Genomic DNA, 7635 nt, shown 5'->3' with positions numbered 1-7635 from the left:
CGTCACCGGCCCTCCGACCTGCGCGCACGCGGCGAGCCGTCGCTCCACCGCGCCGCGGGCGAGGTGCTGGGCCTCGCGTTCGTCGGAGGTCGTCGCCGAAGCGCGGCGGCACGTGCAGCCCGCCCGGCGTCTGAGGACGAGGCGCGCAGCGCCGAGGCCGCGGTCACACCGCGCCGCGCGCCGCGTGCCGCGTCGCGAACGCCACCAGCGACGACAGCGCCGCCAGCAGCGCCACCGTCGTGAGCGCCGCCGGGAGCGAGAGCCATTCCGCCAGGAAACCGATCGCCGGCGGGCCGATGAGCATGCCGCCGTACCCCAGCGTGGACGCCGCCGCCACACCGCCGGGCCCGGCGAGCACGCCCGCGCGGCCGATCGCGATGGGGAAGATGTTCGCCAGCCCCAGCCCCGTGACGGCGAAGCCGACGAGGGCCGCCCACACCGACGGGGCGAGAGCCCCGAGCAGCATGCCCGCCGAGGCGGTCGCCCCGCCGAGCGTGAGCGCCCGCGTCTCGCCGAGGCGCTCCAGCAGCGCCGTGCCGCTCAGCCGGCCCAAGGTCATCGTGAGCGCGAAGACGGAGTACCCCGCGGCCGCCAGGCCGGGCCCCGCGTCCAGGGACTCCTTGAGGTGCAGGGCGCCCCAGTCGGCCATCGCCCCCTCGCCGTACGCCGTACACAGCGCGATCAGCCCGAAGACGGTGACCAGCAGCCCCGTACCGCCCCGGCGGGAGACGGCCGCCGGAGGCGAGGGAGTCGCGGCCGGCAGCGGGTGCGCGAGCAGCGCCGGGCCGGTGAAGCCCGTGACCGCGAGGCCGATGGCGGTGAGCAGCAGCAGGTGCCACGTCGGGGAGAGGCCCCCGGCCAGCAGCGCCCCGAGCCCCGCGCCGAGCATGCCGCCCAGGCTGTACGCCGCGTGGAAGGTGGGCATCACGGGCCGCCGCAGTACGGCGATGAAGTCGACGGCCGCGCTGTTGAGGGCGACGCTGATGGAGCCGTACGCCGCACCGAAGACCACCAGGACCAGCCCGAGCGCGAGCGCGGAGTGGGTGAGCGGCGGCAGCGCCACGCTGAGCGACATCAGCAGCGCCATGGCGATCGTCACCCGCATCGAACCGAACCGCTCGCACAGCCGCCCGGTGAGCGTCATCGTGAGGACCGCGCCCGCCGACACGCCGAGCAGGGCCAGCCCCAGCGCGCCCGGCGTGGCGCCCGTCTGGTCCTTGATGGCGGGGATACGGACGACCCACCCGGCGAAGACGAAGCCGTCCAGGGCGAAGAACACGGTGAGCGCGACGCGCAGGCGCGAGAGGTCCGGAGTGGTCGCGGAGGGGCGGCGGGGACGCGCCATCGCGGCCCGTATTTTGTTCAGTGTCGGCACAAAGACAGAATAGGGATGTGACCCCGACTCGTACAAGGCTTGAGCGAGGACGCGGCGCCCTCGGCCCCGCCCTCGAACTCGTACACACCGGCCGTGCCCCCACCCGTGCCGTCCTCACCTCCGAGCTCGGCGTGACCCGCGCCACCGCGGGCGCGGTCGCGGCGGAGCTGGAGGCGCTCGGCCTGATCAAGGTCGACTCGCGGCCCGCCGCCGCGGCCGGCCACCAGGGCCGCCCCTCGCACCGGCTCGCGGTGAACCACTCGGGCCCGGTCGTCCTCGCCGCCCAGGTGCACGCCGACGGCTTCCGCGCGGCCCTGGTCGGCCTCGGCGGGCAGATCGTGGCGACGGCGCCGGGCTGTATGACGGTCCCGGCCGACCCGATGGCCGTGCTGAGCGCCGTCGTGGAGGAGGGTGCCCGGCTGCTGGCCGAGTCCGGGCGCCGCTGCGTGGGCGCGGGGCTGGCGGTGCCCTCCGCCGTCGCGGAGCCGGAGGGCACCGCGCTGAACCCGCTCCATCTGGCCTGGCCGGGCGGCGCGGACGTACGGGAGGCGTTCAAGGACGCCCTCGCCGCGGCGGGGCTGTCCGGCGACGCCGAGGCGTTCGGCCGCACCGGCAACGACGTCAACCTCGCGGCCCTGGCCGAGCACCGGCACGGCGCGGGGCGCGGGGCGCGCCATCTGCTGTGCGTGGCGACCGGCCACCGGGGCGTGGGCGGCGCGCTCGTCATCGACGGGCGGCTGCACACGGGGAGTTCGGGGCTGGCGCTGGAGGTCGGGCACCTGACGGTGAACCCGGACGGCGGCAAGCAGTGCCACTGCGGCAGCCGCGGCTGCCTGGACGTGGAGACGGACCCGCTGGCCTTCCTGCTGGCGGCGGGGCGCGACCCCGGGCCGGAGGTCTCGCTCCTGCAGCAGGCGCGCGACCTGATCCGCGACGAGTACGCGGACCCGTCGGTCCGTACGGCGGCGGAGACCCTGATCGACCGCCTGGGCCTGGGTCTGGCGGGCCTGGTGAACATCCTCAACCCGGACCGCGTCATCCTCGGCGGACTCCACCGCGACCTGCTCGAGGCCGACCCGGAGCGCCTCGCCACGGTGGTGGCCGACCGCAGCCTCTGGGGCCGCTCGGGCAGCGTCCCCCTCACGGCCTGCACCCTGGACCACAACAGCCTCGTGGGCGCGGCGGAGCTGGCCTGGCAGCCGGTGCTGGACGATCCGCTGCGGCTGGTGGCGGGGTAGCGGTCGCGGTCGGCGGCTGGTCCTGAGCAGCTGACGGGTACGCGCCCCCCGCTGCCGGAAACCAGTGGTCACCCGTCCCGGCTGATCGTCATACTGCCCCGATGGAACCGGTGACCCTCGAGACCGACCGCCTGATACTGCGGCCCTTCGCGCCGAAGGACGTGGACGCGGTGTACGACGCCTGCCAGGACCGGGACATCCAGTACTACACACCGGTTCCGGTGCCGTACGAGCGGGAGCACGCGGAGCAGCGCGTCCAGGAGGAGTGGCCGCAGGGCTGGGCCTCGGACAAGGACTACACCCTCGGCGCGTTCCGCAGGGACGGCGGTGCGCTCGTCGGCTCGTACTGCCTGACCAGGCTGAGCCGGGGCGTGTACGAACTGGGCTACTGGGCCGTCAGGGAGCAGCGCGGCCACGGCTATTCGGCCGAGGCCGCCCGGGCGCTGTGCGACTGGGGCTGGGCCACGCTCGACGTCCACCGCATGGAGTGGTGGGCGATGGTGGGGAACACCGGCTCGCGCGCCGTCGCAGAGAAGCTGGGCTTCACCCTCGAGGGGACACTGCGCAGCCGCGGGATCGCCAACGACGGCGAGCCGCACGACTGGTGGGTGGGCGGACTGCTCCGGCCGTGAGATCGGCCTACCATCCAGGTTATGGATCACACAGCGACGCTCTGCGACAGCATCGACCGGCTCGACCGCGACATCCACGCCTTCGTTCCCGAGCCCGGCCGCCGGGGGCGGCTGGAGAAGGAGGCGCGGGAGAACGCGGACCGCTGGCCGGGGGAGAAGCCCGCGCTGTACGGGGCGGGTGTCGGGATCAAGGACATCATCCGGGCGGACGGGACCGAGACCCGGGCCGGGTCGGCGCTGCCCGCCGAGGTGTTCGACGGGCCGCAGGCCGGAGTCGTGGACCGGCTGCGGGACGCCGGCGCCGTCGTCGCCGGGAAGACCGTCACCGCGGAGTTCGCCGTGCTCGCCCCCGGGGAGACCCGCAACCCGCACAACCTCGCCCATACGCCGGGCGGTTCCAGCAGCGGATCGGCGGCCGCCGTCGCCGCCGGGATGGTGCCGTACGCCGTGGGGACGCAGACCGTCGGGTCCGTGATCCGGCCCGCGGCCTTCTGCGGGGTGGTGGGGTTCAAGCCGACGTACGGGCGGATACCGATGGACGGCGTCGTCCCGAACGCCCTCAGCTTCGACACCGTGGGCGTCTTCGCCCGTGACGTCGCCGGGGTGGAGCTGCTCGCGGGGGTCGTCTGCGACGACTGGGACGCGGCGGCGGACGCGTCCGCGGCCCCGCTGCTCGCCGTGCCGGAGGGGCCGTACCTCGCGCACGCGGAGCCGGAGGCGCTGGAGGCGTTCGAGCGCCAGCTGACGCTCCTGGCCGCGGCTGGCTATCGGGTACGGCGGGTGCCGGCCATGCCCGACTTCGCCGAGATGCGGGCGGACCTGATGATCGCGAACCGGTACGAGCTGGTCCAGTCGCACGCCGACTGGTTCCCCGAGTACGGCGAGCTGTACCGCGAGGAGACGGTGAAGGCGATCCGCGAGGGCGAGCGGATCGGCGACGACGAGTACCGCGCCGCCCAGACGCGGCGCGCGGCCACGCGGGAGCGGCTGCTCGACGTGATGGCCTCCGCCGGCGTCGACGCGTGGGTGGCGCCGCCCGCGCCCGGGGCGGCGCCGCGCGGCCTGCAGACCACGGGCAGCTCCATCATGTGCCTGCCCTGGAGCGACACCGGCCTGCCCGCGCTCACCGTCCCCGCGGGCCGCTCCCGCAACGGCCTCCCGCTGGGCCTGCAGCTGGTCGCCGCGCCGGGACGGGACGAGGCCCTGCTGCGGTGGGGGAGGGGCGTGGCCGAAGCCGTCGCGGGGGCGTGAAACCGGGGGCGTGACGCGGGGGCGTGACGCGGGAGCGTCAGCCCAGCAGCGCGTACACCGTGGAGGCGCGGGCGGCCGGGTCGGGGGAGCCGTCGGGGGTCAGGGTGATGTCGGCGAAGGCCATGCGCCGGCCGAGCTTCGTGACCACCACCTCGACCAGCACGTCCGCGCCCACCACGGCCCGCATGAACGACGTCGACTGCTGCACGGTCGTCATCGGCCCGTAGCCGCCCCGCGCCGCGGAGACCGCGATCACCGTGGCGGTGTCCGCCGCCGCCATCATCGCCTGCCCGGACATCGCCCCGCCCTCCCGGGCCAGCCGGTCCGACCAGGGCAGCCGCAGCACGGCGCGCTCCGCGTCGGCGCGCTCCACGGTCAGCCCGAGATCGAGCACCCACGGGGCGAAGTTGTCGGCGAGGATCTTCTGGGCTTCCGCCAGCGTCAGAGTCACTCGGCCAGTGTGACGCCGCTGGCCCCCACCGACAACGCCGCGCGCAGGGCGCACGGGCGCGCGACAACTCCGTTGAAGGGGAGGGTGATACCAGGTGAGACTGCCGCCATGGCTTCCCGGCGCTACGTCTTCCTCGATCCGGACGGTACGGCGGACGGCGGGCTCAACGTCGTCGTACGAGCCCCGACCCACGTCGTCGGCTGGGCGGTGTCGGCATGGCCCCGGCCGGCGACGACCTCGCACGACTGCGGGCGATCGTCGCCGAGGTCACCTACTGGTCCAGCAACAGCCTGCAGTGGTCCGAGCCGCATGCGCTGGGCCTGGACGAGACCCGGATCGCGGAGCTCGACGAGGCATGGGTCCCGGTCCGCACGCCGGACGGTTCCGGTGTCCTGATGTGGGCGAACTCCGACTGAAGGCCGGCGGGCGGCGTTGTCGGTGCCTCCGCCTACCATCGGCTCCATGAACGACGCGGACGACCTCTGGCGGTGCGGCGGCCTGCGCTGGTCCGACGGTGCGCCCGGATGGCGGTGGTGGCATCCGCGGGGCGGTGAGCGCAAGGGTGGGCGGCTTGCCGTCGGTGACGGCGTCGCGCTCGCCGTGCCCGAGGGCGCCGTGCGCCGCTGTGCGGGCGTGGTGCGGGCGGGGCGGCGCACGCCCTGTCCGGATGCCCGGGTGCTGGCCGCCGAGTCGCACCGCGACCAGTGCGACGCCTGCGCGGCCCTCGACCGGTCGCAGTCCGTCGCCGCGGACACCGTCCCGGACGATCCGCGGCCATACTCGGTGTACCTCGCGTGGTTCGCGCCGGGGCTGACCAAGGTGGGCATCACCGCCGTGGAACGCGGGTCCGTGCGGCTGCTGGAGCAGGCGGCCGTCTGCTTCACCTTCCTCGGCCGGGGCCCGCTGATGTCCGCCCGCCGGGCGGAGGCCGTGCTGGGCGCCGGCCTGGGTATCCCCGACCGCGTGCACTCGGCACGCAAGCGCGAGGGGCGCCTCCGGCTGCCCGGCCCCGACGAGCGCGTCCGCGAGCTGCGCGCCGTGTACGACGCGGCCGCCCGCGTCCCGGGCTGGCGGGACACGCTGGAGCCCGCCGGCTTCGCGCCCGTCGACCACGCGGCGGCGTTCGGCCTGGAGCCGGCCCCGCCGCGCCCCGCCGCGCAGCTCACCGCGCTCGCGCCCGGCTGCGCGGTCACCGGCGTGCTGCGCGCGGCGGCCGGACCGGACCTCTATCTCGCCACGGACCGGGGCGAGTTGCTCGTCGACTCACGGCTCGCGCTCGCCTGGCCCCTCACCCGCCCCGGCCCGCGCAGCAGGCCCGCGCCCACGACCCCCGTGGTCACCGCTCAACCCGCGCCCGAGGCGCTGTTCTGAGCGGAACGCGGACCCGCCGCCGAACTCACCACTGCCGACCCCGCTCCAGCCCGTCGAGCTCCGGGTCGCAGGCGTACAGCACCTGATACCGCTCACCGGGCGCCGCCGCCCCGTCGCCGGCCCACAGCGAGAACGCCACCAGCTCCCACGTCCGCGGATCGATCCCCAGCGCCGCACACCGCAGCCCCGGCTCCCCGGCGAGCTTCTCCAGCCCCGCCAGCTCCTCCTCGATCACGGACGCCGGGTCCTCCCCGGGGAGTACGCCGCGCACGCGCCGTACCGCGACCTCCCCGGGCCCGGCACCGTACTCCGGACCGCGGACGAATCCCAGCCCCGTCCAGTGCTGGACGACGGGACGCCCGAAGTCCCGGATGATGCCCCGGAATCCGTCGCCCCACAGGAAGCCGTTCATCCCCTCCGGCGTCCGCCACAGGTAGAAGGGGGCGTACTGGTTCACCGGCGAGCCGTCCACGCCCTGCTCGCGCATCAGATACGTCTTCAGGCCCAATCCCGGGAAGGCGTCAAGGAGATGGCCCTTCGCGGCCACCCGTGCGCGGACGATCCCCATGTCGTAGTCGGCGGGCAGGGTGATGGCGTACTGCATCGCGTGCATGTTTCTCCTCAGTTCGTCGTGGCGGCGCCCCGAACGGCCGCCGCCCGCACCAGGCCCACGGCCCCCCGCACCGCCTGCTCGAACGGCTCCGCCGTCCCGGCCGCCCGGGCCAGCACGTAACCGCCCTGTACCGCCGCCGCGATGACCGCCCCCGCGGCCCGCGGATCGAGGGACGCCGACAGCTCGCCGGCCGCCTGCCCCTCCGCCACCACCGCCGTGAGCCGCGCCCGCAGCCAGTCGAACAGCTCGTCCACCGGCGCGCGCAGCTCCGCGCTCGCGACGATGTCGGGGTCCTGCGTCAGCCGCCCGGCCGGGCAGCCCCGCAACACCTCCCGCTCGCGCAGCAGATACCGCTCGATCCGCTCGACGGCACTCCCGGGACCGGCCAGATCCGCCTGCGCCACCTCCCGCATCCGCGCCGTCGTACGGCGGATCGCGGCCAGCGCCAGATCCTGCTTCCCGGCGAAGTGGTGGTACATGCTGCCCTGCCCGGCGCCCGCCCGCTGCTGGATGGCCTTGGGGCTGGTGCCGGTGTAGCCGCGCTCCCACAGGAGCTCCCGGGTGGCGTCGATCAGACGGTCGGCGGTGCTCATGGCAGCAGTGTACATACCAGTAGGTACAGAGCCGGGAGCAGGCCCCGCACCGCCGCGTACTCCCCGGGGAGCAGACCAGGTGCCGCTGGCCGTACGACGATTTCGGGGCCC

Annotated in this window: 9 protein-coding genes; 5 read left to right on the top strand and 4 right to left on the bottom strand. The window is 75.1% G+C overall.

Features of this window, described 5'->3' with window-relative positions:
- Nucleotides 1–163: 163 nt before the first annotated feature.
- Nucleotides 164–1345, bottom strand: a complete 1182-nt coding sequence (locus AB0M28_RS16815; protein WP_365404525.1) for an MFS transporter — start codon at nt 1343–1345, stop codon at nt 164–166.
- A 47-nt stretch (nt 1346–1392) separates the two neighbouring features.
- Here AB0M28_RS16815 and AB0M28_RS16810 point away from each other — a divergent pair, with 47 nt between their 5' ends.
- From AB0M28_RS16810 to AB0M28_RS16800, 3 genes are all read left to right on the top strand, one after another.
- Nucleotides 1393–2613 (top strand): ROK family protein, encoded by a 1221-nt coding sequence (locus tag AB0M28_RS16810; protein WP_365404522.1) that lies wholly within the window; start codon nt 1393–1395, stop codon nt 2611–2613.
- Between the two features lie 101 nt (nt 2614–2714).
- Complete coding sequence (locus tag AB0M28_RS16805; protein WP_365404519.1) at nt 2715–3245, top strand: GNAT family N-acetyltransferase; 531 nt, start codon at nt 2715–2717, stop codon at nt 3243–3245.
- Between the two features lie 21 nt (nt 3246–3266).
- On the top strand, nt 3267–4496 hold the full coding sequence (locus tag AB0M28_RS16800) for an amidase (protein ID WP_365404516.1): 1230 nt from the start codon (nt 3267–3269) through the stop codon (nt 4494–4496).
- Between the two features lie 37 nt (nt 4497–4533).
- Here AB0M28_RS16800 and AB0M28_RS16795 read toward each other — a convergent pair whose 3' ends face one another.
- Entirely contained in the window at nt 4534–4947 is a 414-nt protein-coding gene (locus tag AB0M28_RS16795) for a PaaI family thioesterase (protein ID WP_365404513.1), read from the bottom strand.
- A gap of 215 nt (nt 4948–5162) precedes the next feature.
- Here AB0M28_RS16795 and AB0M28_RS16790 point away from each other — a divergent pair, with 215 nt between their 5' ends.
- Nucleotides 5163–5363: a DUF6210 family protein gene (locus tag AB0M28_RS16790; RefSeq protein ID WP_365404510.1), complete on the top strand. Its 201-nt coding sequence runs from the start codon at nt 5163–5165 to the stop codon at nt 5361–5363.
- 46 nt (nt 5364–5409) lie between these two features.
- Complete coding sequence (locus AB0M28_RS16785) at nt 5410–6318, top strand: DUF2797 domain-containing protein (protein ID WP_365404507.1); 909 nt, start codon at nt 5410–5412, stop codon at nt 6316–6318.
- Nucleotides 6319–6343: 25 nt separating this feature from the next.
- Here AB0M28_RS16785 and AB0M28_RS16780 read toward each other — a convergent pair whose 3' ends face one another.
- Together AB0M28_RS16780 and AB0M28_RS16775 are read right to left on the bottom strand one after the other, a co-directional pair.
- Nucleotides 6344–6931 (bottom strand): DUF4865 family protein, encoded by a 588-nt coding sequence (locus AB0M28_RS16780; RefSeq protein WP_365404504.1) that lies wholly within the window; start codon nt 6929–6931, stop codon nt 6344–6346.
- Nucleotides 6932–6939: 8 nt separating this feature from the next.
- The gene (locus tag AB0M28_RS16775; protein ID WP_365404501.1) at nt 6940–7524 is read right to left on the bottom strand and encodes a helix-turn-helix domain-containing protein; all 585 of its coding nucleotides are present in this window, start codon (nt 7522–7524) and stop codon (nt 6940–6942) included.
- Nucleotides 7525–7635: the final 111 nt, after the last annotated feature.

Source organism: Streptomyces sp. NPDC051940 (assembly GCF_040680895.1).
Taxonomy (GTDB): Bacteria; Actinomycetota; Actinomycetes; order Streptomycetales; family Streptomycetaceae; genus Streptomyces.
The sequence above is the reverse complement of the archived record's forward strand: the minus strand, read 5'-3'. Positions and strand labels throughout refer to the sequence as shown.

Coding starts and splice junctions, on each gene's coding strand:
- AB0M28_RS16780 (WP_365404504.1), bottom strand. CDS start 6,931: ATGCACGCGATGCAGTACGCCATCACCCTGCCCGCCGACTACGACATG.
- AB0M28_RS16775 (WP_365404501.1), bottom strand. CDS start 7,524: ATGAGCACCGCCGACCGTCTGATCGACGCCACCCGGGAGCTCCTGTGG.
- AB0M28_RS16785 (WP_365404507.1), top strand. CDS start 5,410: ATGAACGACGCGGACGACCTCTGGCGGTGCGGCGGCCTGCGCTGGTCC.
- AB0M28_RS16790 (WP_365404510.1), top strand. CDS start 5,163: ATGGCCCCGGCCGGCGACGACCTCGCACGACTGCGGGCGATCGTCGCC.
- AB0M28_RS16805 (WP_365404519.1), top strand. CDS start 2,715: ATGGAACCGGTGACCCTCGAGACCGACCGCCTGATACTGCGGCCCTTC.
- AB0M28_RS16815 (WP_365404525.1), bottom strand. CDS start 1,345: ATGGCGCGTCCCCGCCGCCCCTCCGCGACCACTCCGGACCTCTCGCGC.
- AB0M28_RS16800 (WP_365404516.1), top strand. CDS start 3,267: ATGGATCACACAGCGACGCTCTGCGACAGCATCGACCGGCTCGACCGC.